Source organism: Salarchaeum japonicum, from assembly GCF_020614395.1.
Taxonomy (GTDB): domain Archaea; phylum Halobacteriota; class Halobacteria; order Halobacteriales; family Halobacteriaceae; genus Salarchaeum; species Salarchaeum japonicum.
In genome coordinates this window covers 584029-607294 of record NZ_CP085324.1, presented here as the reverse complement: position 1 = coordinate 607294, position 23266 = coordinate 584029, and the positions used below count along the sequence as shown (strand labels likewise).

Here is a 23266-nt window from a genome sequence, read left to right as displayed (position 1 = left end):
ATCACGTCACGCTTATGTGGGCTGTTGGCCGTATTCGCCCCATGAGCGAACTCACGGTCACGCTCCCCGACGGCTCCACGCTCTCCGCGGACGCCGGGGAGACGGTCGAGGACATCGCGTACCGAATCGGCGAAGGCCTCGGCCGGGACACCGTCGCCGGCGTCGTGGACGGCGACCTCGTCGCGAAGGAAGAACCACTCTACGAGGACTGCCGCATCGAAATCGTCACGGACAGCAGCGAGGAGTACCTCGACGTGCTCCGCCACTCCGCCGCGCACGTGTTCGCACAGGCGCTCCAGCGGGTGTACCCGGAGGCGAAACTCACCATCGGCCCCTCCACCGACGAGGGGTTCTACTACGACGTGGCGAACGTCGAGTTGGAGGAGGCCGACCTCGACGACATCGAAGCGGAGATGGCGGACATCGTCGAGGCCGACTACCCCATCGAGCGCGTCGAAGTCCCGCGGGAGGACGCGTTCGAGTTCTTCGAGGACAACGAGTTCAAGCGCGAGATTCTGGAGACGGAGGCCGCGGACGAAGACCCCGTGTCGTTCTACGAGCAGGGCGACTGGCGCGACCTCTGCCAAGGCCCGCACGTCGATTCGACGGGGGAAGTCGGCGGCTTCAAACTCCTCTCCGTCTCCGCCGCGTACTGGCGGGGCGACGAGGAGAAGGAGACGCTGACGCGCGTCCACGGCACCGCGTTCCCCACCGAGTCCGAACTGGAGGACTTCCTGGAGATGCGCGAGGAGGCGAAGGAGCGCGACCACCGGAAGATCGGCCAGGAGATGGACCTCTTTTCGGTGCCCGAGCACAGTCCGGGCTGTCCGCACTACCACCCGAACGGGATGGCGATTCGCCGCCAGCTGGAGGACTACGTGCGGGAGAAGAACGACGACCTCGGGTTCGACGAGGTTCGGACGCCGGAGTTGAACAAGGCGGAGCTCTGGAAGCCGACCGGGCACTACGAGACGTTCACGGAGAACGGCGAGATGTTCGCGTGGGAGCAGGACGACACCGAGTACGGCCTGAAGCCGATGAACTGCGCGAACCACGCCCACATTTACTCGGAGTCCACGCACTCCTACCGCGACCTCCCCGTGCGGTTTTCGGAGTTCGGGAACGACTACCGGAACGAGCAGTCGGGCGAACTCTCCGGGCTCCTGCGGGTGCGCGGGTTCACGCAGGACGACGGACACGCGTTCGTCCGCCCAGACCAGATTCAGGGAGAAATCCTCGACATCCTCCAGGCCATCGAGGAGATTTACGGCCACTTCGGCCTCGAAGTCCTCTACAAGCTCGAAACCCGGGGCGAGGACGCGATGGGGTCGGCGGACATCTGGGAGCAGGCGACGGACGCGCTCATTGACGCGCTCCAGGAAGAAGACCTCGACTACGACGTCGAAGAGGGTGAGGCGGCGTTCTACGGACCGAAGATCGGCATCAACGCCCGTGACGCCCTGGGGCGCGAGTGGACCATCGGGACGGTGCAGGTGGACTTCAACATCCCGCGGAACCTCGACCTCACGTACATCGGCGAGGACAACGAGGAACACCACCCCGTGATGATTCACCGCGCGCTCCTCGGGAGCTTCGAGCGGTTCATGGGCGTGCTCATCGAGCACTTCAAGGGCCAGTTCCCGCTCTGGCTCGCGCCCGAGCAGGTGCGCGTCCTCCCCGTCACGGACGACAACATCCCGTACGCCCGCGAGGTCGCGAGCGAACTCGACGACTTCCGCGTCGAGGTCGAAGACCGCTCGTGGACGGTCGGGCGGAAGATTCAGCAGGCGCACGACGACAACGTCCCCTACATGCTCATCGTCGGCGGCGACGAGGAGGAGACCGGAACCGTCTCCGTCCGCGACCGCCAGGAGCGCCAGGAGGGCGACGTGGCGCTCGATTCGTTCCGCGAACACCTCGAACTCGAAGAGGAGCAGAAGCGCCGCGCGGTCACGTTCCTCGTCTAGCGGCCGCAGCCGAGGTGGACTTCGTCGTCGGGCGCGTGGACGTAGATGTCGTCCACCAGTCCGGGTTCGGCGAACGGGAACTCGCCGTCGAGTCGCTCGGGCGTCGTCGGCGCGTACGGTAATCCAGTGGGCGGCGCGAACTCGCCGAGCGGGTTTTCGGGGTTCGCGTCGTGCGCGTCGAAGAACTCGCTGTACTTCTCGTAGTATTCTCGGCGTTCGTCGGGCGGGAATTCGAGGAGTTCGCCCCAGCCCTGGTTCTGGAAGTCCCAGGCGGCCATCACGTGCGTGATTTCCCGGGCCTCGGCCTCCGGGTAGCCCTCGTCGAGCGCGCGGAGGTAGGCGTCGATGGTCGCGTCGAACAGCGCGTCGAGGTGCGCGCGCCGCGCCTCGCCGTCGGTCTCGGAGGCTTCGACGAAGAAGTCCGCGTGGAGCGAGACGAGCCACGACCGCATCGCGTCCGTGAGGAGCGGGATGTCGCGTTCAAGCACGACCTGCGCGACATAGTTCTTCGGCGTCTGGTAGAGCCGCATACGACCGGAATCGGACGGGGGGAAGTAGTTCGTGGTGGCCGCGAGTGGGGAGGGCTTTTGGGGGCGGCGGGCGGACTGGGAGCGTGAACAGGGCGTTCGTGACGGGTGTGCGCGCCGCGGGCTTGTTCTGCGTGCTCGGCGCGCTGGCGTGGCTGTCCGGGGAGCCGTTCGTGTTCCCGAGTCTCGGGCCGACGGCGTTCGTGCTGGCGTTCGGCGGCGTCGAGCGGGCGCGCCGGCGCGTCGTCGGCGGACACGCAGTCGGCGCGGTCGCGGGCTTCCTCGCGTACACGCTGCTCGCCGGGGATGCGATGCTCACCGCGGGGTTCGCGCCCGCGACCATCGAGGGCGCGCGCCTCGCGGCGAGCGGGACGCTGTCGGTCGCGCTCACGGCGTGGGGGATGCTCGCGCTGGACGCCGTCCACCCGCCCGCCTGTGCGACGACGCTCATCGTCTCCCTCGGCCTCCTCGCCACCCCGCTGGAGGTCGCCATCATCGTCGCGAGCGTCGCCGTCCTCCTGGGCGCGCACGAACTCGCGAGCGTCTACCGGAAACCCGAGACTTAACCCGGTTCTCCGTGTTCTCCCGTGCGTGAACCGGAACGACCGGGCCATCGTCGGCGTCGCGATGCTCGCGCACGCCCTGGTCCACACGTACGAACTCTCCATCCCCATCCTCGTCACCATCTGGCTCACCGAGTTCTCCACGACGACGGCGGAACTCGGCCTCGTGGTGACGGTCGGGATGGGGTTGTTCGGGTTGGGCGCGCTCCCCGCGGGCGTGCTCGCCGACCACGTCGGGTCGAAGCCGCTCATCGCCGCGTGCGTCGCGGGGATGGGCGCGTCCTTCCTCCTGTTGAGCGTCGCACCGTCCGTGCTCGTCATCGCGCTCGCGCTCGTCTGCTGGGGCGTCGCGGCGAGCGTCTACCACCCCGCCGGCCTCTCCCTCATCAGCACGGGCGTCACCGAGCGCGGCCGCGGCCTCGCCTTCCACGGCATCGCCGGGAACGTCGGCATCGCCGCCGGCCCGCTCGCGACCAGCCTCCTCCTCCTCGCGTTCGACTGGCGCACCGTCGTCGTCGTGCTCGGCGTCCCCGCCATCGTCGCCGCGGGCCTCGTGCTCCTCGTGTCCGTGGACGAGTCCGCGCACGAGGCCGGCGGGAAGGCGAGCGGCCCGCCCGCGTCGTGGAGCGCGTTCCTCGACACCTCGAAGACGCTGTTCGCGGGCGCGTTCGTCCTCGTGTTCGGCATCGTGATGATGAGCGGTCTCTACTACCGGGGCGTCCTCACGTTCCTCCCCGAACTGCTCTCCGACCTCGACTTCGTGCAGGCGTTCGCAACCGATTCGGGCATCAGCGACCCCGCGCGCTACGTCTACTCCGGCCTGCTCGCCGTCGGCGTGCTCGGCCAGTACGCGGGCGGCCGGCTCACCGACATGATGCCGCCCGAGCGCGGTATCGCCATCGCGTTCGGCGTGCTCGCGGTGCTCGCCGTCGCGTTCATGCCGCTCGCCGGCATCGGCGCGGTACCCCTGCTCGCGGTGAGCGCGGTGCTCGGGTTCTTCCTGTTCGTCGTCCAGCCGATGTACCAGGCGCTCGTCGCGGAGTACTCGCCGCCCGAGACCAGAGGTATCTCGTACGGCTTCACCTATCTGGGCGTGTTCGGCGTCGGCGCGCTCGGCGCGACCGTCGCGGGTGGTCTCCTCGCGTACGCCACGCCGTTCGCGCTGTTTCTCGCGCTCGCCGCGTTCGCCGTCGTCGCGACGGTGCTCGGCGCGCGACTGGCGGCGAGCTAGTCGAGGTCGCGGGAGCGCTCCGTTTCTCGGAGGATGAACGACCCGATGGAGAGCGTGCGCTTCGTGACGGTGATGATGCGGAGGATGTACGCGAGGAGGATGGCGAACGGCACGACTGAGACGGTGGCGGCCGCGGCGACGACCACGACGAGCGGTTCGACGCCCCAGACCGCCCCGGGGAACAGCCTGGGTTCGAGGTAGACGAGGGTGGCGATGGCGGTGGTGAGCGCGGGGACGGCGGCGTAGATGAGGGTTCGGGAGAGGTTGACGAGTTCCCACTGGAAGTAGAGCGTCTTGAAGTGCTCGCGGGCGGGGCCGAACAGTTCGAGTGACTCCACGAGGTCGTCGAACGCGGTTTCGGCGTCCTCGGTGAGGCTCTCTCGGTGCTCGGCGCGGAGTTTCTTCGCGGCGTAAATCTTCCACGAGTAGTTGTAGTTCAGCGCCGCCCACACCACGTCGAACTCGCCGAACTGCGCGCCGTCGAGCTGGTCTTCGACGGCGTCGGCGTTCCCGCGGAGGTTCTCCGCGTACTCGGCGACCGCGTCCCGGAGGTCGTCGTTCTCGATGTCCTCGACGGCGGTTTCGAGGGCGTTCACGCGGTCTTCGGTGAGGGAGACGAGCGCGCGGAGGAACGCGGAGGGCATCGCGGGGCTGACGGGTTCGTCGAGCAGGTCGGCCACGTCCTCGCGGAAGGCGGTCGCGCCCTCCATGCGGTCGCGCTGGTCGCCGACCGCGCCGAGTTCCTGGCTGAGCACGAGCTGGCTGAGCGTGAGCACGAGCGTGACGCCCGTGATGATGGAGCCAAGGAGACCCTGAAACAGCGTCTCCACGGGGTCGGCGGTCGCGAACAGTTTCGGGGTGCCGAGCGGGTGGAGGTGGCCGAGGACGACGAGCGCGAGGAAGACGACGCCCGCGATGCCGGCGGCGAGCGCCCACCGCGGGGCGTCGAGGAGCACCCAGAACTTCCGACTGCTCTCGGGGACGCGCTCGCGCATCGTGTCGCTCGGCCGCTCCTCGCCCGCGCCGTCGTCGCCCGAGTCGCTCATACCGGGGGTTCGGCGGCCACCGTGAAAGGGACGACGGCCTTATGTGACGGCGCGCGGACGCTTCCCCCATGCAGGCACGCGCCCTCCTCGCCGTCCTCCTGCTCGTCCTCGCCGGCTGTTCGGCTCCGACCGCGGACACGGCACCGACCACGAGCGCGCCGACGACGACCGACGGCCCGACGACGACCGACGCGTCGCCGGACGGCCCGCTCGCGTACGAGGACGCCGCGCTCGACTACGACGGACAGCGCGTGCTCGACCGCGTCGAACGCCTCCGCGGCTTGAACGCCACGGGCGTGATTCGCGTGAGCGAGGCGGCGATGACCGCGCTCGGCGCGCGCGACCTCCCCGACCGCGCGCTCGGCATCCGGCCCGCCGGCGCGGTGGCGCTCGGCCTCAAGACGAACGCGAGCGCGCCCGCCGGCACCACGCTCGGCGTGACGTACGCGGGGCCGCGCATCGTCCTCCGGGAGGACGTGGACGCGTACCCGCAGGAACTGGTGTTCGCGCACGAACTCGTGCACGCCCTCCAGTACCAGCACGACTTCGCGGCGGTGCGGATGGGGACGTCCGGGTTGCTCGACACCGACCGCGCGCTCGCCGTGCGCGGCGTCGTCGAGGGCGACGCGCAATCGACCGCGCTCGCGTACCGGAACCGCTACCTGCCGAACGCGTCCCGGCCCGTGGTGTCGCTGTCGTCGGTCGAGCGCGAGCGCTGGCAGGCCGCGTTCTCGTCCGCCTACTACCACTACGGCTACGAGTACGTGCGCGAACGAGCGGAGACGCCGGACGAGCGGAACGCCGTCCTGCGGTCGCCGCCGAACACGACGCGCGCGCTCCTCCACCCCGGCGTGAACGACACGAAACCCGCGCTCGCCGACCCGCCGCGCACGGACAGTCTGACGCCGGTTCGGTACGACACCGTGGGCGAACTCGGGATTCGGCTCGCGTTACGCGCGAACGACTACTCGAAGGACGCGGCGGCGGGCGCGGCGTTCGGCTGGCGGAACGACCGCATGACGTACTACGGCGCGAACGCCGTGCACTGGCGGACGGCGTGGCAGAACGAGACGGAGGCGGCGGCGTTCGCGGCCGCGTGGCGCGGGATGCTCGATTCGCGGAACGCCACCACGACCGACGGACTGCTCGCCGTGCCCGCGACGGACACGACGCCCCGGTTCTACGCCGCCATCGACAGGGCGGGCGACCGGGTGACGGTGGTGTCGGGGACGAACGAGTCGGCGGTTCGGGCGCTCGCTCAGGACTCCTCCTCGCGCAGCGATTCGAGTTCCTCCTCGACGGACGCCTCCGAGACCTCCGCCTCCGCGGACTTCTCTGCCTCGCTCACGTCCCGGTCGCCCTGAACCTCCTCGCGGAGCGTCTCCAGTTCCGCGTCCACCTCGCTCTCGTTTCGCTCCGCGCGGAGTTCGGTCGTTATCTCGTCCTCGCCCGTCGTGGATTCGAGCGCGCCTCTGTCTTCGAGTTCGTCGAGCGCGGCGGCGCGCGCCTCCATCTCCTCCGTGCGTTCGGTCGCGCGCTCGACCGCCCGGTTCACCTCACCCATCTCGCCGCCGACGCCCGTCAACGCCTCGTTCACGCGGCTCTGGGCTTCCGCGGCCTCGTGGCGCGCCTTCATCGTCTCCTTCTTCGTCCGGAACTCCTCGATGCGCTGGTCGAGTTGCTCCTTCTTCTCCTCCACGTCCGCCTGCGTGCGCTCCAGTTCCGCTATCTGCTCGTCCAACTCCTTCATCTGCTGTACCTTCGCCTGCTTCTTCTCCAGCGCGCGGCGCGCCAAGTCCTCGCGGTCTTGACGCATCGCCTCCTCCGCCTGCCGGGCGTGCTTCTCCACGTTCTCGTTCAGCCGCGAGCGCTGGGCTTCGAGTCGTTTCTTCTGCGCCGTGAGGTCCGCGAGGCTCTCGCGGACGTTCTGTCGTTCGTCCTGCATCCGCTCGTAGGAGTAGTCGAGCGCCTCCTGGGGGTTCTCCGTCCGCCCGACGAGCGCGTTCAGTTTCGACCGGATGGCGTACGAGAGTCGCGAGAGCAGTCCCATACCAGTCGGTTCGTCCTCCATGCTTAAAATTCTCGCCGGCGAACACCACCGCTAAACCTCCCGGAGTCGTGGAGCGTGCGTATGGGAGAAACCGTGTTCGTGCCGGGCGCGCGCCGCGTCGAAGCGACGCTCGACGGCCCCCGCGACGCGGACGCCTGCGTGGTCGCGTGCCCGCCCCACCCACAGCACCGAGGGCACCGCGGCGACGCCCGCCTCACCGCCGTCAGCGACCACCTCACGCCCGAAATCGCGTGTCTTCGGTTCGACTACGGTTCCTGGGACGAGGGACGCGGCGAGCGCGAGGACGCCCGGAACGCCCTCCGCTGGGCCGCCGACGCGTACGACGCCGTCGGCGTGTTCGGGTTCAGTTTCGGCGGCGCGATAGCCGCGCTCGCCGCCGCCAGTACGGAAATCGACCTCGCGGGCGTGAGCCTGCTCGCGCCCACCGCAGAAGTCGAAGCCGGGTTGAACGCGGCGGACGCCCTCGACGACATCGCGAGCCCGACGCAGGTCGTGTACGGCGCGCGCGACATGACCGCGGACTGGCGGCCCGTCGTCGAGCGCGCCCGCGAACACGGGATGACGGTGGTGGAACTCTCCGCCGACCACTTCTTCGTCGGGAAGACCGACCAGGTCGCGGACGCCGCGGGCGGCTTCCTCGCGGACGCGCTCAGGGCGTGACCCGCTGGGGGCGCGTCGGCCCGAACCACTAATCCGGGGGCGCTCCCAACCCCCGAGTGATGGCATCGCCGGTATCGCGCGCGACGGAGTGGCTGGTGTATCGGGCGAACCGCCTGACAGTCACGACCATCGCGGTCGTCCTGCTGTTCGTGCTGTTCGGTCCCGTCGGCCACCTCCTCACGGGCGGCCTCGGACAGACACTCTCCCGGCACCAGACGGTCGTACCGCTGGTGACGACGCTGTTGAGCGGGAACTTCCTCCTCGTCTCCATCGTCGTCTCCGTGAACAGCCTGTTCGTCTCCGGCGAGCAGAACCCGCTCGGCGAGCAGTTCGGCCGCATCCACTCCGTCTCCCAGTTCCGCCACCGCCTGGAGGAGGTGACGGAGTTCGACCACGTGCCCGGGAGGCCGTCCGCGTTCCTGCGCGTGCTCACGGGCGACATCGTGGAGCGCGCGCAGTACCTCGAAGAACGCATCCCCGCGACCGACCTCGAATTCCGGGAGGACTTCGACGCCTACCTCGACGACCTCGGGGCGGCGACCGCCGACCTGAACGCGAAACTCGACGAGGCCGCGGGCCCGCTCGACGTGGTGTTGGCGACGCTCGCGTACGACTACGAGCGCCAGGTGAACGACCTCCAGCGGCTTCGCGCGGAGGGCGACGGCGACCTCCCGGAGTCCGTGGACGAGACCATCGACGACATGCTCGACCTCCTCCAGTACCTCGCGACCACCCGCGAGTACTTCAAGACGCTCTACTTCCGGCGGGAGTTCGCGAACCTCTCTCGCGACCTCTTCCTGGTCGCGTTCCCCGCCATCGTCGCGATGTCGTTCGTGCTCCTGCACATCGACCAGCTCCCGCAGTCGCACTGGCTGGTCGTCGGCGTGCACGTCGTGTCGCTCGCGCCCATCGTCCTGCTCGGCACGTACATCCTGCGCGTGGTCGCCATCGCGAAGCGCACCGAGTCCGCGGGCCAGTTCGTCATCTACGACCGCTCCGACACCCTCCAGGGGATTCCGCGGGACGCCGAGTAGGCTGTCAGCAAACCGCACGCGAGCGGTCTCCGAAACGGTTTAGAACTGGGATTGCGGACAGACAGTATGCCGACGGAGACCGGATACGACCCATCACTGGGCGACAAATTCGTGTTCGTTACCGGGGGCGTGATGTCCGGCCTGGGGAAGGGTATCACGGCCGCGAGCCTCGGACGACTTCTCTCGAACGCGGGGTTCGACGTGACCGCCGTGAAGGTAGACCCCTACCTGAACGTGGACGCCGGAACCATGAACCCCTACCAGCACGGCGAGGTGTACGTGCTCAAGGACGGCGGCGAGGTCGACCTCGACTTGGGGAACTACGAGCGCTTCCTCGACGCCGACATGACCTCCGACCACAACGTCACCACGGGGAAGGTCTACCAGGAGGTCATCGAGCGCGAGCGCGCCGGCGACTACCTCGGGAAGACCGTGCAGGTGATTCCGCACGTCACCGACGACATCAAGCGCCGCATTCGGGAGGCCGCTGAGGGGAGCGACGTGTGCATCGTCGAAATCGGCGGTACCGTCGGGGACATCGAGGGGATGCCGTACCTCGAAGCGCTCCGGCAGTTCAGCCACGAGCAGGACGACGACGACCTCCTGTTCGCGCACGTCACGCTCGTCCCCGATTCGAAGAACGGCGAGCAGAAGACGAAACCGACCCAGCACTCCGTGAAGGAACTGCGCTCCATCGGCCTCCAGCCCGACATTCTGGTCGGACGGAACCCCGAGAAACTGGAGGAGAGCGTGAAGGAGAAGATAGCGCTGTTCTGCGACGTGCCGACCGACGCCGTGTTCTCGAACCCGGACGTGGAGGACATCTATCACGTCCCCCTGATGCTCGAAGAGGAAGGCCTGGACGAGTACGTGATGAGCGAACTCGCCATCGCCGACGACGCGCTCCCCGCGGGCGAGCGCTCGACCGAGTGGCGCGACCTCGTCACCCGGGACACCGAGGGCGACGTGGACATCGCGCTCGTCGGGAAGTACGCATTGGAGGACGCCTACATCTCGATTCACGAGTCCCTCAAGCACGCCGGCCTGCACGAGCGCGTGAGCGTGAACGTCACCTGGGTGGACTCGGAGAAGATGAACGACGAGCACCGCGACCGCCTCGAATCCGCGGACGGCATCGTCGTCCCCGGCGGGTTCGGGAGCCGCGGAATCGAAGGAAAACTCGAAGCCGTGCGGTACGCCCGCGAACACGGCGTGCCCTTCCTCGGCCTCTGCCTGGGCTTCCAGCTCGCGGTCGTGGAGTACGCGCGGAACGTCCTCGGACTGGCGGGCGCGCACTCCGCGGAAATCGACGAGGACACGCCGTACCCGGTCATCGACTTGCTCCCCGAGCAGTACGACATGGAAGACCTCGGCGGGACGATGCGGCTCGGCGCGCACGAGACCGAAATCGAACCGGGGACGCTCGCCCACGACGTGTACGACGCGGACACGTGCACGGAACGCCACCGCCACCGCTACGAGGTGAACCCGGAGTACATCGACGACCTCACGAGCGACGGCTTGACGTTCAGCGGGCACGCGGGTAACCGCATGGAGATAGTCGAACTCGACGACCACCCGTACTTCCTCGGGACGCAGTTCCACCCCGAGTTCCGCAGTCGCCCCGGGCGCGCGAGCCCGCCGTTCGTCGGGCTACTGCAGGCGGTGCTCGCGGAGACGGAGGTGACCGCCTGATGGTGGACGTGGACGAGTTCATCGGCGAGGCGAAAGCCGAAATCAGCGAGGAGCTCGGGGACAGCACGGCCATCATCGCGCTCTCCGGCGGCGTGGACTCCTCGACGGCGGCGGCGCTCGCGTACGAGGCCGTCGGCGAACAGCTCGTCCCCGTGTACGTGGACACCGGATTGATGCGGAAGGGCGAGACGGAGGAGATCGAGGAGGTGTTCGGGTACATGGACAGCCTGCGCGTCGTGGACGCCGCAGACCGCTTCCTCGGCGCGCTGGAGGGTGTGACCGACCCCGAGGAGAAGCGGAAGGTCATCGGCGAGCAGTTCATCCGGGAGTTCGAGACCGTCGCGGGCGAGACGGACGCGGACTACCTCGTGCAGGGCACCATCTACCCCGACCGCATCGAGAGCGAGGGGAACATCAAGAGCCACCACAACGTCGGCGGCCTCCCCGACGCCGTGGACTTCGAGGGTATCGTCGAACCGCTGCGCGACCTCTACAAGGACGAGGTGCGGTCGGTCGCGCGCGAACTCGGCCTCGAAGAGGTCATCTCGGAGCGGATGCCGTTCCCCGGCCCCGGGCTCGCCGTGCGCGTCGTCGGCGAGGTCACCGCGGAGAAGGTGCGGGTCGCCCGCGAGGCGACGCACATCGTGGAGGACGAACTGGAGGAGTACGAGCCCTGGCAGGCGTTCGCGGCCGTGCTCGGCCGCGCGACGGGCGTGAAGGGCGACAACCGCGTGCACGGCCACGTCGTCGCCGTGCGCTCCGTCGAGAGCCGTGACGGGATGACCGCGCGCGCCCAGGAACTCGACTGGGAGACGCTCCAGCGCCTCCAGAGCCGAATCACGGGCACGGTCGAGGACGTGAGTCGCGTCGTGTACGACGTGACGCACAAGCCGCCCGCGACCATCGAGTACGAATAGCGGCCGAACCTTCTTCTCGCGGGGCGTTCGAGGGCGCGTATGGACGACCACGCGCAGTCGAACCGGCGACTGTGGAACGAGTGGAGCGACGCCTTCCAGGCCGCGTGGAACGCGGACACGGACGACGACCTGCCGCCCGCCCCGTCGCCGTTCGACGCGGACGCCCCCGGGTTCGCGGAACAATCGCTCCTCGACGCGAGTGACGTCGAGGGCGCGGACTACGTCGAACTCGGCTGCGGCGGCGGCCAGGGAACCGTCGGCACCGCCGAACTCGGCGCGGACGCCGTCGGCCTCGACTTCTCCGAGGAGCAACTCGCGCACGCGCGCCGCCTCCGCGACTTCTACGGCGCGGACGCCCGGTTCGCGCAGGGCGACGTGACCAGCCTCCCGTTCCCCGACGACCGCTTCGACCTCGCGTCCTCCGAGGCGGCGTTCCAGATGGTCGCCGACCTCGACCGCGCGCTCGCGGAAGCCCACCGCGTCCTCCGCCCCGGCGGCGTGTTCGTGCTCAGCGTCCCACACCCCCTCTACGAGGCGTTCGACGCCGAAACCAGCGAACTCACGCGCGACTACCTCGACCCCGGGCCGCGCGACATCACCATCAGCGAGGAGTACGGGGAGACGCTCACCGTCTTCGACCGCCCGATAGACGCCCGGTACAACGCGCTCGCGGAGGCCGGGTTCGACGTGCACCGACTCGTCGAACACCAGCACCCGCACGTCGCGGAGAACGACCCGGGCGCGCGCGACCTCCCCGACGCCCTCTGGAAGGTTCCGCGGAGCGTGCGGTTCTGGGCGGTCGCGTAGTCTACGTCACCTTCTTATCCGCCGAGCGCCGAGTCTCCGGCATGAACGCAATCCTCGTCGGCCCCGACCGCGGACTCGGTGACGCGCTCGCCGAACACGGCGTGTCGGTCGAACGCATCGACCTCGGGAGCGCCACCGAACTGGAGGACGCGGGCGTCGCGGACACCGACCTCCTCGTGCTGACCGACGTGGGCGAATCCACCGCGGTGTCGGTCGCCCTGGAGTTGAACGACCGCCTGAAGACCGTCGTCTACTCGCCGGACACGATTCCCGAGTTCGTCCGCGGCCAACTCGACCTCGCGCTCGACACCGAACTCCTCGACGCCGACCTCGTCGCGGAGGAACTCACGGGCGTCGAAGCCTAAGTACCTCCGCGCCCACGCGCCGGTATGGACGTCCACGACCTCGACTTCGCGCCCGACGCGGGCGACGTGGAGACCCGCGAACTGTACTACTCCGAGGACGTGCTCGTGAAGGCGTTCGCGCTCGGGCCGGGCGGCGAACTCAGCCCGCACGAGCATCCCGGCCAGACGAACGCGTTCCACGTCGTCGAGGGAACGGTCGTCGTCGTGCAGGGCGACAGCGAGCGGGAGGTGGACGCGCCGGGCGTCGTCGTCCACGACCCCGGCGTCCCGCACGGCGCGCGAAACGAGAGCGACGACCCCGCGGTGTTCACGGCGACGCTGACGCCGATGGACTAGATTCTGAGCGCCGTCGGCCGGTCGTCCCCGGGTTCGTCCACCGCGGCGGCGTACGGGCTGACGTGCTCCCAGCAGACGAACTTCCGGACGCGGCCGGGTTCGTAGAGGAAGAAGTCGGCGTCGCTCGAACACACCGCGCAGGTCGGCGTCGTCTCGCGCTCCTCCAGGATTCCGGCGAGCACGGACTCGGCCTCCCGCGGCATACCCGGACGTTCGCCGCCTCGACCTATAAAGTCTCGTCCGGCCGCAGGCGCTCCAACACCGGTATTTCCGCGATTCGCTCCTCGCTCAGCGCGCTCCAGTCCACGCCCTCGGGACGCTCGTACGGCGTCTCCGTCTCGATGGTTCGTTCGGGTGTGACCACCAGATCCATCGGCACGTCGTGGTCGTCCGGCGTCGCGTCCTCGACTATCTGGCGTTCGTGCACCGTCGTCGCGACCGTCGTGCCCGCGGTCTCACCGTTCGCCGTTCGGTCGCTCCCGCGGGCCGCCACCAGTCCGAGGTCGCGGAGTATCGCGTATTCGAGGTCGCTGTACCCCTCGCCCTTCCCGATGCGCGCGCCGTCCTCGGTGACCGCGACGCTCCCGGACACGACGAGGTCGATTCGCGGGACGGCGTCCGGCCCGACCTGAGTAGCGTACTCGTCCACATTCGAGAGCGCGGGCGCGCTGTCGTAGTTCTCGGGGTCGATGGCGTCGGGGTCGAGTTCGAGGAAGCACTCCTCGTCCCTGAGCCGGGGAACGGCCATGTAGACGGTTTTGCCGTCGCGGAGCGCGCGCCGCCGAACCGGAAGCTGGGGCGCGTCCGGGTTCGCCTTCACCACGTCCGCCGACTGCCAGGCGTCCGTGTCGGCGAGGCGGTCGGCGGCGGTCGCCGCGCCCGCGAAGTTCGGGATGCGGCCGTGCGGCGGGAACGGGAAGCGCGCCACGCCCGACTCGTCGAGCGCGTCCCAGACGCGCTCCCGAATCGTCTCCTTGTCCGTCACGCCTCGTCCTCCGCGTACTGGGAGAGCCCGGCGAGGTGGGGAGCTTCGGGGACGATGATGTCCTCCGCGCCGAGCGTCGCGGCGTTCTCGCTCCCAGGGAGACAGAAGACGGGGACGCCGTCCGCGATGCCGGCGAGCGCGCGCGTCCCGACGACGCGCGTGCCGATGTCGTCGTAGGAGAGCCGGCGGAACAGTTCGCCGAACCCGGGGAGGCGTTTTTCGAGGAGCGGCCGCACCGCCTCGACGGTCTGGTCGTCCGGCGTGACGCCCGTCCCGCCCGTCGTGACGACCGTGTTCACGTCGTCCCGGCCGACGAGCCGGTTCACGACCGCCTGCACGCGGTCGTAGTCGTCCCGCACCAGTTCGCGGGTGGCGACCGCGTGGCCTTCGCGCTCGAACGCCGCCGCGATGGCGTCCCCGCTCGGGTCGTCGTCCAGACTCCGAGAGGAGGACACCGTCACCACGCCGACGCCGAGCGAGGCGACGTCGGCGTCGTGGTGGCTGTGGTCGTCGTGGTCGTCGTGCTCGTTCTCGTGAGTGTGGTGGTCGTCGGGCGTGTGTCCGTGGTCGGCCTGTTCGCCGTCGTCGTCCGCCGCGTCCGCCGGGTCGGCGTCGTCGTCGGTGTCGCGGCGGGTGTCGCGGGACTGGAAGTCGACCATACGGGCCGTGAGGGCGGGCGCGGCATAATACGTGCCATAGAGTTTTGATGCGAGGACGTGAAATCCCGACGCATGAAGGCAGTTCAGTTCGCGGAGCACGGCGGCAGGGACGTCATCGAGTACGGCGAGTTCCCCGACCCGGAGGCCGGCCGGGGCGAGGTCGTGGTGGACGTGAAGGCGGGCGCGCTGAACCATCTCGACATCTGGACGCGAAAGGGGATGCCGGGGCTCGACCTGGAGATGCCCCACATCCCGGGAAGCGACTGCGCGGGCGTCGTCGCCGAAGTCGGCGAGGACGTGTCCCGGTTTTCGGAGGGCGACCGGGTCGCCCTGCTCTCGGGCGTGAGTTGCGGGGAGTGCGAGTTCTGTCGGAACGGCGAGCACTCGCTGTGTTCGTCGTTCCACATCATCGGCGAGCACGTCCGCGGCGTCCACTCCGAGCAGACCGTCGTTCCCGAGGAGAACCTCGTTCCCGTGCCGGAGCACGTGGACTGGGAGACGGCGGCGGCCGCGCCGCTCGTGTTCCAGACGGCGTGGCGGATGCTGCTCACGCGCGGCGAGGTCAGTCCGGGCGAGAAAGTGCTCGTGCTCGGCGCGAGCGGCGGCGTCGGGCACGCGGCCGTGCAGGTGGCGAAGCACGCGGGTGCGGAGGTGTACGCCACCGCTTCGTCCGAGGAGAAACTCGACTACGCGGAGGAACTCGGCGCGGACTACACCATCGACTACGAGGCGAACGACTTCGCGAGCCGGATTCGAGAGCTGACGGGCAAGCGCGGCGTGGACGTCGTCGTAGACCACATCGGGGCGGCGACGTGGCAGGACAGCCTGAAGTCGCTCGCGAAGGGCGGCCGCGTCGTCACCTGCGGCGCGACGACCGGCGGACGGCCGGAGACGGACATCAACCGCATCTTCTGGAACCAACTGAAGGTCATCGGCTCGACGATGGCGACGCTCGGCGAGGCGGACGACGCGCTCCAGCACGTCTGGGACGGGACGTTCGAGCCGCGCATCCGCGAGGTACTGCCGATGAGCGAGACGGCGCGCGCGCACGAACTGCTGGAGAACCGCGAAGGCTTTGGGAAGGTGGTGGTAAAACCCGATAGCGAATACTGATGGCGCACGAACCACAGGAGGCGCAGGCCGAACAACCGCTCACGGATCGGCAGTCGTGGGCGATAATCGCGGTGCTCGTCGTCTCCCTGCTCGTCATACCGGCGCTGATACTGCTCGGCGGGACGCTCAGCCCGCTCGGACTGACTTGGATGGACACGCTCGTCGCGCTCCCGATGATTCCCGCGGTGCTGTTCGCCCTCGTGGGCGTCTGGACGGCGGTGCGGCGCTAGCGCGGCCTACCAGTCGATGCGTTCCTTGTCCCGCCAGAACGCGCCCGAGGGGCCGTCGGGTTCGAGCGACGCGAGCCACACCGGCGTCTCCGCGCCCTTCTCGACGGAGCGGTCGGCGTCCTCGCCGCCCATGTCCGTCTTGACGTAGCCGGGACAGACGGAGTTCGCGAGCAGGCCGTTCTCGTTGTACTCGCCGTGCAGGTACGTGGTGAGGCCGTTCAGGCCAGTTTTGGAGATTCGGTAGGCGGGACTGGAGCCGTCCATGTTGTGCAGGCCGGCCATGCCGGAGGAGATGTTGACGACGCGCCCGCCGTCGTTCTGGATGAGGAGCGGGACGGCGTGCTTGCAGAGCACCATCGGCCCGCGGAGGTTCACCGCGAGCGTGCGGTCGATTTCGGTCGTCGGTTCCGCGACGATGTCGTTCCCGAACTCGCCGACGCCCGCGTTGTTCACGAGGATGTCGAGGCGACCGACCTCGGAGAAGATGCCGTCCACGGCGGCCTCGATGTCGCCCTCCTGGGTCACGTCGAGGAGGACGCGTTCGGTGTTTTCCGGCGTCTCGTTCTGCGAGCTCCGGGAGCCGGCGTAGACGGTCGCGCCGTTCTCCGCGAGCCGGCGTGCGATTTCCGCGCCGAGTCCGCGGTTCGCGCCGGTGACGAGCGCGACCTGTCCCGAGAGGTCGTCGTACGTATCGACCATACGGGAGGAGGGAGGGGCGGACACTACTCAGTTTTGGACTGTGACGGTCTCGCGCTCGAAGTCGTCGCCCGTCCACGTCCACGCGCCGACGAACGGCGGGCGGCCGGCGAGCGACACGAGGAGGTAGCGATACCCGGGCCACGCGGCCGTCTCGCGGTCGCGGTCGCTCATCGCGGCGGGGCCCGCGGGATGCGAGTGGTAGAACCCGACGACTTCGCGGCCGTGGTCGGCCGCCGTCTCGAACACCCGGAGCTGTTCGGTGGCGTCCATCTCGTACGCGACCCGGGGGGCGTCGGCGACGTTCCGCACGCGGTGCGCGACCGTCGCGGTCGCCGTCTCCGCCTCGGTCGTGCCGACGAGAATACCGCAGGCCTCGCGTGGGGCGTCCTCGCGGGCGTGCGCGAGCACGTCGTCGTAGACGCCGCCGGCGAGGGCGAGCATGGGTTCGATAGGGTCGCTATCGGGAAAAGCCTACTCGAAGTCGCGGCGCATCGCGATTTCGAACCAGGGGCAGAGGTCGAGCTGGCGGTAGTGCCGGGGGTTCTCGTGGAGGTCTTCGTAGTCAGCCCAGAGGACGCCGCCGACCTCGTCGGGGTCGGGGTCGATGCTGGTGTCGGTGAGCGTCGCCTGGAGGACGGCGCAGACCTCCCACTCGACGCCGTCGTTCATGTAGTAGCGCTTGTACTCGAACCTGTCCGTGACTTCGAGGTCGTCGTACTGGTCGGGCGAAATCCCGAGTTCCTCTTCGAGGCGTTCGCGCGTGGCTTCCTTCTGGGACTGTCCCTCGACGGGATGGGAGGCGACGGTGCCGTCCCAGCACGTGTCCCAGAGGCGTTTGCGGGCGGCGCGCTGCGCGAGGAGGATTCGTCCCTGTTCGTCGAAGAGGAGGCAGGTGAAGGCGCGGTGGCGGATGCCGTCGCCGGTGTGGGCGTCGAGGCGGTTCGCGAGGCCGGTTCGTTCGTCGTCGGGCGTGACGGTGACGACGTCCTGTTCTGCGTTCTCGACTTCCTCGGGCGTGCGTACGTCCGCTCCCGTCTCCGTGTCGCTCATACCCATAGGAGAGAGAGGAACGGGAATAGAACTTCGGATGTTCAGCCGAGTTTCTCGTCCAGTATCAGGCGCGTCTTCGTCTCCACGACCTCCTCCTGTTCGCGGGCTTTCGTGATGAGTTCGTTCACGCGCGTGGTGTCGGCGGCGTCCACGACGAGCACGATGTCGAGTTCGCCGGAGACCTGCCAGACGAAGTCCACCTCGTCCCAGTCGGTCATGCGGTCGCCGACGGAGTGCGTGTCCACGTCCATCGCGACCGACACCTCTATCATCGCCTTGACGTTCCCGGTTCGGGTGGCGACCGTGAAGCGTTCGATGACGCCGTCGTCGCGGAGGCGGTCGACGCGGTTCCTGACCGTTCCCTCGCTCACGTCGAGCGTGCTCGCTATCTCCGTGTAGGGCGTGCGGGCGTCCCGTCGGAGGATGTCGAGTATCTTCCGGTCGAGGTCGTCCATACGCGTGGAACCACCCCCGAACCCAATAGCGTTACGAATTTCGTAACTCAGTTACGAAGGTAAGGACTAAGTGCGGTTAGTTCGTTTGAATCTCGTAATGCCGGACGCATACCTCGCGCTCGAAACGGGGGACGTCGTCGAAGCTCGCGCCCGCTCACCGGGCCGCGCGCAGGGTGAACTCGTGTTCACCACCGCGTACACGGGCTACGAGGAGTCCCTGACCGACCCCTCCTACGAGGAACAGGTGCTCACGTTCGCCTACCCGCTCATCGGGAACTACGGCGTCCGAACCGAGCGATTCGAGTCCGACCGCGTCCACCCGAGTTCCGTCGTCGCGCGCGAACTCACCGACGACGTGGCCGACTGGCTCGCCGCCGAGGGCGTGCCAGCCGTCGACCACGTGGACACCCGCGACCTCGTGCTCGACATCCGCGAGGGCGGCGCGATGAAGGTCGGTATCGCCGCCGGCCCCGACGCCACACCCGAGGCCGCGAAGGAGGAACTCGCCGACTGCCCGGGGATGTCCGACATCACGGACATCGGCGCGCAGGTCAGCGTCACCGACCCCGAACACCACCCCGGAAGCGGGCCGTCCGTCGCGCTCGTGGACTGCGGCGCGAAGGGCTCTATCGTGGACTCGCTCACCGCGCGGAACGCCGAGGTGCACGTCCTCCCCTACGACACGACGCCCGCGGAGGTTCGCGACCTCGACCCGGACATCGTGTTCGTCTCGAACGGCCCCGGCGACCCGGAGAACTTCGAGGCCGCCGAACACCTCGTCGCGGAACTCGTCGGCGAGTACCCGTTCGCGGGTATCTGTCTCGGCCAGCAGGTCGTCGCGAACGCGCTCGGCGGGAGCACTGAGAAGATGGCGTTCGGCCACCGGGGCGTGAACCAGCCCGTGCGCGACCTGCGGACGGACAAGGTCGTGATGACCACGCAGAACCACGGCTACACCGTCGCGGAACCCGGCGACCTCGACGTGACCCAGGTGAACGTCAACGACGACACGCCCGAGGGCCTCGAATCCGACGAACTCGACGTCATCACGCGCCAGTACCATCCCGAAGCCCACCCCGGCCCCCACGACTCCCTCGGCTTCTTCGACGACGTGCTCGACCTCGCGGAGTCCCGCACGCCCGTCAGCGCCGACTGACCGAGGTTTCTTTTCACGCGTCCCCGTATCGGACGTATGGGTTCGACACCCGTCGGGTCGGGGAACCGACTCACGTACACGGAAGTCCACGCCGCAATCGTCGGCGTCGCCGTCGGCGCTATCGCCGCGTACGTCGAACAACACGGCTTCCCGGGCGTCGGCGTCGCGCTCGCCGCCCTGTTCGTGGGGCTGGCGCTCGGCGTCGATATCGGCGGCCGAACGGCCGCGGGCGCGCGCACGCTCCGCCGCGAACCATGGTACGGACTCGGCGGGTTCGTGTTCGCCGGAGCGCTCACGCTCGCGGTAGTCTAACCGGCGACGTGGACGGAAGCCGGTGTGTCAGTTCGCGCCCCAGTCGGTGTGGGTGATGGGGCGGTCGCTGACGGGGAGGACGTCGAGGTCGTCGTCGCGGTGCGCGAGCGCCTCCAGCGCGGCCGCGGCGGACGCGACGGTGGAGAAGTAGGGGACGTCCTCGCGGACGGCGGTGCGGAGGTGGTCGGGGTCGTCCGTGACGAGCAGGTCGATTTCGCCCGTGCGGAGCGCGTCCGTCACGTCCTCGAACGCGGCGACCTCGTAGTACTCCTCGAACCCGTCGAGGTCGAGGTCAACGACGGCGGTCGCGCCGGGGGCGGGGAGCGTGTTCCCGGCCGCGGACTGCGCTTTCTCGTAGGCCTTCCCGAAGGAGCGCGCGGTGCCCATCACTTCGCCCGTACTCTTCATCTCGGGGCCGAGGCGGGGGTCGCTTCCTTCGAGGCGGTCGAAGGGGAGGACGACCTCCTTCACGCTGTACTGCTCGGGCACGCCCTCCGCGACGCCGAGGTCGTCGAGGGTCTGGCCGGCCATCACCTTCGCCGCGAGTTTCGCGATGGGGACGCCCGTCGCCTTCGAGACGAACGGGACGGTGCGCGAGGAGCGCGGGTTCGCCTCCAGGACGTACACTTCGCCGTGCTGAACGGCGAGCTGGACGTTCAGCAGGCCAACGGTGTCGAGGGCGTCCGCGATGTCCTCGGTGACTTCGCGGACGCGAGCGAGCGTGTCGTCGTCGAGACTGCGGGGCGGAATCACGCAGGAGGAGTCGCCGGAGTGCACGCCGGCTTCCTCGACGTGCTCCATCACGCCGCCGATGAGCACGTCGTCGCCGTCGGAGACCGCGTCCACGTCGAGTTCGACGGCGTCCGCGAGGAACTCGTCCACGAGAATCGGTTTCTCGGGGCTGACGCGGACGGCTTCCTCGATGTACTCGATGAGGTCGTCGTCGTCGTACACCACGTCCATCGCGCGCCCGCCGAGCACGTAGGACGGCCGGACGAGCACCGGGTAGCCGATGTCGTGCGCCAAATCGAGCGCCTCCGCTTTCGAGGTGGCGCTCCCGCCGGTCGGCTGGCTGATTCCGTACTCGTCCATCAGCGCGTTGAACCGGTCTCTGTCCTCCGCGAGGTCCATCGCGTCCACGCTCGTTCCGACGATTTCGGCGTCCAGGCCGCGGCGGTCGATTTCGTCCTGGAGCGGGTCGGCGATGTTGACGGAGGTCTGGCCGCCGAACTGCACCATCACGCCGTCGGCGTTCGTCGCCTCCACCACGTCCGCGACCTCCTCGGCGGTGATGGGTTCGAAGAACAATCCGTCGGAGGTGTCGTAGTCGGTGGAGACGGTTTCGGGGTTGTTGTTCACGACGTGCGCGTCGATGCCCTCCTCGCGGAGCGCGCGCACCGCGTGCACCGAGCAGTAGTCGAACTCGACGCCCTGGCCGATGCGGATGGGGCCGCCGCCCACGACGACGACGCTGCGTTCGTCGTCGTCCACGACGAGTTCGCCCGCGGCCGCGTCACCCTCGAACGGCCCGCTGAACCACTCGGGCTTGCGCGAGGAGTAGTAGTAGGGCGTCTGCGCGGCGAACTCGCCCGCGCACGTATCCACCTGCTTGTAGGTGCGTCCGGGCACGTCCGCCTCGATGCTGTCGATGCTCGCGCCCGCGCCGTCCGTCACGGCGTCCTCGTCCTCGGCGGGGAGCCAGGACTCGTTCGCGTCCGCGAACTCGCCGCCCGCGAGCGCCTCGATTTCGTGGTTCGTGAAGCCCGCGGTCGCGGCGCTCGTGAAGTCGCCGTTCTGCGCGTCCGCGGCGGCGTCCGCGACGTTCGCGTACCGCTCCACGTACCACTCCGCGATGTCAGTCAGTTCCACGACCTCGGAGACGGTGTACCCGCGGTCGAACGCCTCGAACATCGCGTACGGGCGGTCGGGCGTCGGGCGCTCCAGGTAGTCCACTTCGAGTTCGTCGTCCGAGACCTCCGGCCAGTCCACGGCGGGGTCGTACTCCGAACTCCGCAACGCCTTCAGGAGGCTCTCCTCGAACGTCCGACCGATGGACATCGCCTCGCCCGTACTCTTCATCGCGGTGCCGAGTTCGAAGTCCACCTCGGGGAACTTGTCCTTGGGCCACCGCGGCACCTTCGTGACCACGTAGTCGATTGCGGGTTCGAACGCGGCCGTGGTCTGGCCCGTGATTTCGTTCGAAATCTCGTGGAGGCGCTTGCCGAGCGCGACCTTCGCGGTGACGCGCGCAATCGGATACCCGGTCGCCTTCGACGCGAGCGCGCTGGAGCGGGAGACGCGCGGGTTCACCTCGACGACCCTGTACTCGCCGCCGGGCGTGCCGTCGTCGTGCCACGCGAACTGGATGTTACACCCGCCCTCGATGCCGAGGTCGCGGATGACCTCCAGGGCGGCGTCCCGCATCTCCTGGTGGCCCTCGTCCGGGATGACCTGACTGGGCGTCACCACGGTGCTCTCGCCCGTGTGGATGCCCATCGGGTCGATGTTCTCCATGTTGCAGATGATGATGCAGGAGTCGCCGGCGTCCCGCATCACCTCGTACTCCAGTTCCACCCAGCCCGAGATGGACTCCGTGATGAGCACCTCGGAGTTCCGGGAGAGCCGGAGGCCGCTGCGCACGCGCTGCTTGAGTTCCTCCATCTCGTGGACGACGCCGGACCCGCTCCCGCCGAGCGTGTACGTGGTGCGGGAGATGACGGGGAGGCCGCCGACCTGCTCGACGGCGTCCTCGACGCGGTCGGCGATGTCGTCCTCGCTCAGCGCCTGGAGGGATTCGCCCTCGTCGAGGCTGATGGTCGTGGACTTCGGCACGGGCTGGCCGAGGTCGTGCATGCGCTGGCGGAAGAGGTCGCGGTCTTCCGTCGCGTAGATGGTGTCGAGCGGCGTGCCCATGATTTCGACGTCGTGTTCGTCGAGCACGCCCTCCTCCGCGAGTTCCGCCGTGACGTTCAGGCCGGTCTGTCCGCCCAGTCCGGCGATGACGCCGTCGGGGTTCTCCTTCGCGATGACCTCTGCGATGGCGTCCGTCGTGATGGGTTCGATGTAGACGGCGTCCGCCATCTCGGGGTCGGTCATGATGGTCGCGGGGTTCGAGTTCACGAGGACGACTCGGGCTCCCTCCTCCTGGAGGGCGCGGCACGCCTGCGCGCCGGAGTAGTCGAACTCAGCCGCCTGTCCGATCTGAATCGGGCCGCTCCCGATGAGGAGCACGGTCCGGTCGTCACTCATACTACCCGAATCCAGTTCGGTCATCGTAATAAGTCCGACGAAAAACTACGCGGCTCGAAACTGAATTACGAAAATCGAAAATCGTGGTGGGCGCGGCCAGGCCGCCGGGAGCGTCGCGAACGCACCGCTACGCGACCGC

General features: G+C 68.7%; 26 protein-coding genes. 15 read left to right on the top strand and 11 right to left on the bottom strand.

Translation table 11 applies throughout. The annotated features are described in order from the left end of the window. The first annotated feature begins 41 nt into the window (after positions 1 to 41). A complete protein-coding gene (gene thrS / locus LI334_RS03435; protein ID WP_227261777.1) occupies positions 42 to 1967 on the top strand; it encodes a threonine--tRNA ligase in 1926 nt (641 codons plus the stop codon). On the opposite strand, the gene LI334_RS03430 is transcribed toward thrS, so the two are convergent. Then, entirely contained in the window at positions 1964 to 2497 is a 534-nt protein-coding gene (locus LI334_RS03430) for a DUF6149 family protein (protein WP_227261776.1), read from the bottom strand. The two genes, thrS and LI334_RS03430, sit on opposite strands and share 4 nt — an antisense overlap. Before the next feature lie 83 nt (positions 2498 to 2580). On the opposite strand from LI334_RS03430, the gene LI334_RS03425 reads away from it, so the two are divergent. Both LI334_RS03425 and LI334_RS03420 read left to right on the top strand, forming a co-directional pair. Further along, entirely contained in the window at positions 2581 to 3060 is a 480-nt protein-coding gene (locus tag LI334_RS03425; protein ID WP_227261775.1) for an HPP family protein, read from the top strand. 25 nt (positions 3061 to 3085) lie between these two features. Next, on the top strand, positions 3086 to 4288 hold the full coding sequence (locus LI334_RS03420) for an MFS transporter (RefSeq protein WP_227261774.1): 1203 nt from the start codon (positions 3086 to 3088) through the stop codon (positions 4286 to 4288). Here the strand turns inward: LI334_RS03420 and LI334_RS03415 are convergent. Then, on the bottom strand, positions 4285 to 5334 hold the full coding sequence (locus LI334_RS03415) for a hypothetical protein (protein ID WP_227261773.1): 1050 nt from the start codon (positions 5332 to 5334) through the stop codon (positions 4285 to 4287). The genes LI334_RS03420 and LI334_RS03415 overlap by 4 nt on opposite strands. A 68-nt stretch (positions 5335 to 5402) precedes the next feature. Here LI334_RS03415 and LI334_RS03410 point away from each other — a divergent pair, with 68 nt between their 5' ends. After that, positions 5403 to 6698, top strand: a complete 1296-nt coding sequence (locus LI334_RS03410; protein ID WP_227261772.1) for a hypothetical protein — start codon at positions 5403 to 5405, stop codon at positions 6696 to 6698. On the opposite strand, the gene LI334_RS03405 is transcribed toward LI334_RS03410, so the two are convergent. Further along, positions 6593 to 7384 (bottom strand): PspA/IM30 family protein, encoded by a 792-nt coding sequence (locus LI334_RS03405; protein WP_227261771.1) that lies wholly within the window; start codon positions 7382 to 7384, stop codon positions 6593 to 6595. The genes LI334_RS03410 and LI334_RS03405 overlap by 106 nt on opposite strands. Before the next feature lie 81 nt (positions 7385 to 7465). On the opposite strand from LI334_RS03405, the gene LI334_RS03400 reads away from it, so the two are divergent. The 7 genes from LI334_RS03400 (at position 7466) to LI334_RS03370 (ending at position 13219) form a co-directional block, all read left to right on the top strand. Continuing rightward, positions 7466 to 8065 carry an alpha/beta hydrolase gene (locus LI334_RS03400; RefSeq protein WP_227261770.1) on the top strand — a complete coding sequence of 200 codons (600 nt, stop codon included), beginning with the start codon at positions 7466 to 7468 and terminating at the stop codon, positions 8063 to 8065. Positions 8066 to 8124: 59 nt separating this feature from the next. After that, a complete protein-coding gene (locus tag LI334_RS03395) occupies positions 8125 to 9099 on the top strand; it encodes a hypothetical protein (protein ID WP_227261769.1) in 975 nt (324 codons plus the stop codon). A gap of 66 nt (positions 9100 to 9165) precedes the next feature. After that, positions 9166 to 10794, top strand: a complete 1629-nt coding sequence (locus LI334_RS03390; protein ID WP_227261768.1) for a CTP synthase — start codon at positions 9166 to 9168, stop codon at positions 10792 to 10794. After that, complete coding sequence (guaA, locus tag LI334_RS03385; protein ID WP_227261767.1) at positions 10794 to 11711, top strand: glutamine-hydrolyzing GMP synthase; 918 nt, start codon at positions 10794 to 10796, stop codon at positions 11709 to 11711. Before LI334_RS03390 ends, guaA begins: the two co-directional genes overlap by 1 nt. 39 nt (positions 11712 to 11750) lie before the next feature. Beyond that, on the top strand, positions 11751 to 12518 hold the full coding sequence (locus LI334_RS03380; protein WP_227261766.1) for a class I SAM-dependent methyltransferase: 768 nt from the start codon (positions 11751 to 11753) through the stop codon (positions 12516 to 12518). Between the two features lie 41 nt (positions 12519 to 12559). Then, the gene (locus tag LI334_RS03375) at positions 12560 to 12883 is read left to right on the top strand and encodes a DUF7126 family protein (RefSeq protein WP_227261765.1); all 324 of its coding nucleotides are present in this window, start codon (positions 12560 to 12562) and stop codon (positions 12881 to 12883) included. Between the two features lie 24 nt (positions 12884 to 12907). Further along, positions 12908 to 13219, top strand: coding sequence for a cupin domain-containing protein (locus LI334_RS03370; RefSeq protein ID WP_227261764.1), 312 nt, complete (start codon positions 12908 to 12910; stop codon positions 13217 to 13219). Here LI334_RS03370 and LI334_RS03365 read toward each other — a convergent pair. From LI334_RS03365 to LI334_RS03355, 3 genes are read right to left on the bottom strand one after another with little or no spacing between them, the layout of a single operon-like run. Then, positions 13216 to 13422, bottom strand: a complete 207-nt coding sequence (locus LI334_RS03365; RefSeq protein ID WP_227261763.1) for a hypothetical protein — start codon at positions 13420 to 13422, stop codon at positions 13216 to 13218. The genes LI334_RS03370 and LI334_RS03365 overlap by 4 nt on opposite strands. A 23-nt stretch (positions 13423 to 13445) precedes the next feature. After that, a complete protein-coding gene (locus tag LI334_RS03360; protein ID WP_227261762.1) occupies positions 13446 to 14204 on the bottom strand; it encodes a 5-formyltetrahydrofolate cyclo-ligase in 759 nt (252 codons plus the stop codon). Continuing rightward, a complete protein-coding gene (locus LI334_RS03355) occupies positions 14201 to 14863 on the bottom strand; it encodes a MogA/MoaB family molybdenum cofactor biosynthesis protein (protein WP_227261761.1) in 663 nt (220 codons plus the stop codon). The genes LI334_RS03360 and LI334_RS03355 overlap by 4 nt, the downstream gene beginning before the upstream one ends. 72 nt (positions 14864 to 14935) lie before the next feature. Here LI334_RS03355 and LI334_RS03350 point away from each other — a divergent pair, with 72 nt between their 5' ends. Beyond that, positions 14936 to 15976, top strand: a complete 1041-nt coding sequence (locus tag LI334_RS03350) for a zinc-binding dehydrogenase (RefSeq protein ID WP_227261760.1) — start codon at positions 14936 to 14938, stop codon at positions 15974 to 15976. Continuing rightward, a complete protein-coding gene (locus LI334_RS03345; protein ID WP_227261759.1) occupies positions 15976 to 16206 on the top strand; it encodes a hypothetical protein in 231 nt (76 codons plus the stop codon). The genes LI334_RS03350 and LI334_RS03345 overlap by 1 nt, the downstream gene beginning before the upstream one ends. Positions 16207 to 16212: 6 nt before the next feature. Here LI334_RS03345 and LI334_RS03340 read toward each other — a convergent pair whose 3' ends face one another. Genes LI334_RS03340 through LI334_RS03325 form a run of 4 tightly spaced genes read right to left on the bottom strand, consistent with a single transcriptional unit; the run spans position 16213 to position 18410 of the window. Continuing rightward, complete coding sequence (locus LI334_RS03340) at positions 16213 to 16905, bottom strand: SDR family NAD(P)-dependent oxidoreductase (RefSeq protein WP_227261758.1); 693 nt, start codon at positions 16903 to 16905, stop codon at positions 16213 to 16215. Positions 16906 to 16932: 27 nt separating this feature from the next. Continuing rightward, positions 16933 to 17346: a desampylase gene (locus LI334_RS03335; RefSeq protein ID WP_227261757.1), complete on the bottom strand. Its 414-nt coding sequence runs from the start codon at positions 17344 to 17346 to the stop codon at positions 16933 to 16935. Between the two features lie 30 nt (positions 17347 to 17376). Further along, entirely contained in the window at positions 17377 to 17955 is a 579-nt protein-coding gene (gene idi, locus LI334_RS03330) for an isopentenyl-diphosphate Delta-isomerase (protein WP_227261756.1), read from the bottom strand. 41 nt (positions 17956 to 17996) lie between these two features. Then, complete coding sequence (locus tag LI334_RS03325) at positions 17997 to 18410, bottom strand: Lrp/AsnC family transcriptional regulator (protein WP_227261755.1); 414 nt, start codon at positions 18408 to 18410, stop codon at positions 17997 to 17999. Between the two features lie 97 nt (positions 18411 to 18507). On the opposite strand from LI334_RS03325, the gene carA reads away from it, so the two are divergent. Then, a complete protein-coding gene (gene carA / locus LI334_RS03320; protein WP_227261754.1) occupies positions 18508 to 19566 on the top strand; it encodes a glutamine-hydrolyzing carbamoyl-phosphate synthase small subunit in 1059 nt (352 codons plus the stop codon). A 36-nt stretch (positions 19567 to 19602) separates the two neighbouring features. Next, complete coding sequence (locus LI334_RS03315) at positions 19603 to 19878, top strand: hypothetical protein (RefSeq protein WP_227261753.1); 276 nt, start codon at positions 19603 to 19605, stop codon at positions 19876 to 19878. A gap of 27 nt (positions 19879 to 19905) precedes the next feature. On the opposite strand, the gene carB is transcribed toward LI334_RS03315, so the two are convergent. Further along, entirely contained in the window at positions 19906 to 23151 is a 3246-nt protein-coding gene (carB, locus tag LI334_RS03310; RefSeq protein WP_343749976.1) for a carbamoyl-phosphate synthase large subunit, read from the bottom strand. Between the last annotated feature and the right edge of the window lie 115 nt (positions 23152 to 23266).

What these genes read in the sequence shown, in the direction of transcription:
- LI334_RS03340 (WP_227261758.1), bottom strand. Translation starts at nt 16,905, where the DNA reads ATGGTCGATACGTACGACGACCTCTCGGGACAGGTCGCGCTCGTCACC.
- LI334_RS03375 (WP_227261765.1), top strand. Translation starts at nt 12,560, where the DNA reads ATGAACGCAATCCTCGTCGGCCCCGACCGCGGACTCGGTGACGCGCTC.
- LI334_RS03335 (WP_227261757.1), bottom strand. Translation starts at nt 17,346, where the DNA reads ATGCTCGCCCTCGCCGGCGGCGTCTACGACGACGTGCTCGCGCACGCC.
- carA (WP_227261754.1), top strand. Translation starts at nt 18,508, where the DNA reads ATGCCGGACGCATACCTCGCGCTCGAAACGGGGGACGTCGTCGAAGCT.
- thrS (WP_227261777.1), top strand. Translation starts at nt 42, where the DNA reads ATGAGCGAACTCACGGTCACGCTCCCCGACGGCTCCACGCTCTCCGCG.
- LI334_RS03365 (WP_227261763.1), bottom strand. Translation starts at nt 13,422, where the DNA reads ATGCCGCGGGAGGCCGAGTCCGTGCTCGCCGGAATCCTGGAGGAGCGC.
- LI334_RS03325 (WP_227261755.1), bottom strand. Translation starts at nt 18,410, where the DNA reads ATGGACGACCTCGACCGGAAGATACTCGACATCCTCCGACGGGACGCC.
- LI334_RS03405 (WP_227261771.1), bottom strand. Translation starts at nt 7,384, where the DNA reads ATGGGACTGCTCTCGCGACTCTCGTACGCCATCCGGTCGAAACTGAAC.
- LI334_RS03415 (WP_227261773.1), bottom strand. Translation starts at nt 5,334, where the DNA reads ATGAGCGACTCGGGCGACGACGGCGCGGGCGAGGAGCGGCCGAGCGAC.
- guaA (WP_227261767.1), top strand. Translation starts at nt 10,794, where the DNA reads ATGGTGGACGTGGACGAGTTCATCGGCGAGGCGAAAGCCGAAATCAGC.
- LI334_RS03345 (WP_227261759.1), top strand. Translation starts at nt 15,976, where the DNA reads ATGGCGCACGAACCACAGGAGGCGCAGGCCGAACAACCGCTCACGGAT.
- LI334_RS03350 (WP_227261760.1), top strand. Translation starts at nt 14,936, where the DNA reads ATGAAGGCAGTTCAGTTCGCGGAGCACGGCGGCAGGGACGTCATCGAG.
- LI334_RS03400 (WP_227261770.1), top strand. Translation starts at nt 7,466, where the DNA reads ATGGGAGAAACCGTGTTCGTGCCGGGCGCGCGCCGCGTCGAAGCGACG.
- LI334_RS03390 (WP_227261768.1), top strand. Translation starts at nt 9,166, where the DNA reads ATGCCGACGGAGACCGGATACGACCCATCACTGGGCGACAAATTCGTG.
- LI334_RS03370 (WP_227261764.1), top strand. Translation starts at nt 12,908, where the DNA reads ATGGACGTCCACGACCTCGACTTCGCGCCCGACGCGGGCGACGTGGAG.
- LI334_RS03355 (WP_227261761.1), bottom strand. Translation starts at nt 14,863, where the DNA reads ATGGTCGACTTCCAGTCCCGCGACACCCGCCGCGACACCGACGACGAC.
- LI334_RS03430 (WP_227261776.1), bottom strand. Translation starts at nt 2,497, where the DNA reads ATGCGGCTCTACCAGACGCCGAAGAACTATGTCGCGCAGGTCGTGCTT.
- carB (WP_343749976.1), bottom strand. Translation starts at nt 23,151, where the DNA reads ATGACCGAACTGGATTCGGGTAGTATGAGTGACGACCGGACCGTGCTC.
- LI334_RS03395 (WP_227261769.1), top strand. Translation starts at nt 8,125, where the DNA reads ATGGCATCGCCGGTATCGCGCGCGACGGAGTGGCTGGTGTATCGGGCG.
- idi (WP_227261756.1), bottom strand. Translation starts at nt 17,955, where the DNA reads ATGAGCGACACGGAGACGGGAGCGGACGTACGCACGCCCGAGGAAGTC.
- LI334_RS03380 (WP_227261766.1), top strand. Translation starts at nt 11,751, where the DNA reads ATGGACGACCACGCGCAGTCGAACCGGCGACTGTGGAACGAGTGGAGC.
- LI334_RS03410 (WP_227261772.1), top strand. Translation starts at nt 5,403, where the DNA reads ATGCAGGCACGCGCCCTCCTCGCCGTCCTCCTGCTCGTCCTCGCCGGC.
- LI334_RS03315 (WP_227261753.1), top strand. Translation starts at nt 19,603, where the DNA reads ATGGGTTCGACACCCGTCGGGTCGGGGAACCGACTCACGTACACGGAA.